This window comes from Bifidobacterium aerophilum (assembly GCF_010667685.1).
GTDB lineage: Bacteria > Actinomycetota > Actinomycetes > Actinomycetales > Bifidobacteriaceae > Bifidobacterium > Bifidobacterium aerophilum.
Window position 1 is genome coordinate 1 of sequence record NZ_WHZW01000047.1, and the last position, 1703, is coordinate 1703.

Annotated in this window: 1 protein-coding gene; it reads left to right on the forward strand. The window is 68.6% G+C overall.

Annotated elements, in window-relative coordinates; genetic code table 11:
• Positions 1-100: 100 nt before the first annotated feature.
• Positions 101-1645, forward strand: coding sequence for a UPF0236 family transposase-like protein (locus GFD25_RS11925; protein ID WP_163233115.1), 1545 nt, complete (start codon positions 101-103; stop codon positions 1643-1645).
• Positions 1646-1703: the final 58 nt, after the last annotated feature.

Genomic DNA, 1703 nt, shown 5'->3' on the forward strand with positions numbered 1-1703 from the left:
GACCGTGTTTGCTGTTCTGATGGAGGGGTGGGAATAGTTAGAGGCTTCTAGGCAGAATGGGTGGTGCCTAAACCTATCCGTTCCAGCGAAGGAGCCTCCGATGTCCAAGAGTACCAATGTCAGTGTTTCCATGAGCCCGTCGTGCGCGAGGGCGTGGCGCAGACTGGAGAAATCGTTCGCAGGCGACGAGGCCATGCTGCCGGTGATGGTGCGCGGCCTGGCGGACGCGTGGGACGATTCCGCCACCGCGATCGGCGAGGCGTCGGACGCGCTGGACCTCGAGTCGCGTTCCGTCGCCCCGTTCACCCGCCTGTCCCTGGCCGCGTTGGGCGCAAGGCTGACGGCCCGCGACGACGAGATCTTCCGATCCCGCGACCGCACGCTGAAGACGACGGGCCGCGGCCCGAAGCGGCTGCTGACGATCGCCGGGACGGTCGAGTTCCGCGTGCGCCGCTACCGGGACGCGGACGGGGCGCCGCGCTACCCGCTGTTCGAGGACACCGGCATCTGCATGCCCAGGGAGAAGGCCAGCCGCGGGCTGAAGGCGTTCGTCGCGTCGATGGCGTGCGAGCAGGCCTACCGTCCGGCGGCCGCGCACGTGGCCGTGTTCTCCGGCGAGCCGGTCAGCCCGGCCGCGGTCAAGGACGCGATCGAATCATGCGCCGCGCCGCTCGCCGCACTGGCGGAGGACGCCAGCCTCAGACGGCTCAACGGCGAGATCGTCGGGACCGAACGCACCCCGACGCTGTTCATGGAGGCGGACGGCGTGTACTGCCACCTGCAGCGCACCAAGGCGATGAAACGGGCGAACGCGCCCAAGTGGGCCCAGGTCAGGGACGCGAAGGCATACGAAGGCAAGGACCCCGACAACGCCAACCGATGCCGCAACCCGCTCGTGTACGCGGCCGTCGAGGACGGCGTCACATTCGCGGACCGGCTCGCCGGGCTCGTCAACATGAAATGGGACCTCAGCGACGTGAAGCAATCGTACTGGGGGTGCGACGGGGAGAAGGCGTACCGGGACATCGGCGAGCTCGTCAAGGCCGACGCGACCGGCGTCATGGACCGCTGGCACCTGAACGACAAGACCCGCAAGCTCGCGCCCAGGCCCCTCGTCGCGCCGATCCTGACCGCGATCGACGCGATCCGCCCCGACCTCGCCCTCAAGGCCATATCCGACTGGATGAGCATGGCCGCCCACGAATGCGCCGGCCGCGAGTCCGGCCGGTTCGGCAAGGCCATGGAGCAGCTGACCGAACTGTACAAATACATCGCGTCCAACAGGATGAGGATCGTCGACGCGTCGCTGGGCACGATGGAAGCCACCAACGCGCACGTCGTATGCGCGCGCACCAAACACACCGGACTCGCCTGGAGCGTGGCCGGCCTGGACAGCATGGTCCGCTGCCGGGCCGCCCTGGCCACGGACGGCGGGCTCACCCTCAGGCCCGCACCCTGCACGCCCGGCGGCGGAAGGCCCTCGGGCCACGTCACGCTCGAGCAGACCGACGACTACAAGCGCAAACCCCCGCTGTCCGCCGCACGGGCCAACCGCATGACGGACGGCAAAGGCCACGCCGCCAAGCAGGCGCGCATCGCCACGGCCGGCAACCGCAAACGCTCCGCACGACGCTCCGCACGCTGACACCACGTCCACTCCCGTGCGTACGTTTTTCAAACAACACCACGCATGGTGCGAGCGT

What these genes read in the sequence shown, in the direction of transcription:
- GFD25_RS11925 (WP_163233115.1), top strand. Translation starts at nt 101, where the DNA reads ATGTCCAAGAGTACCAATGTCAGTGTTTCCATGAGCCCGTCGTGCGCG.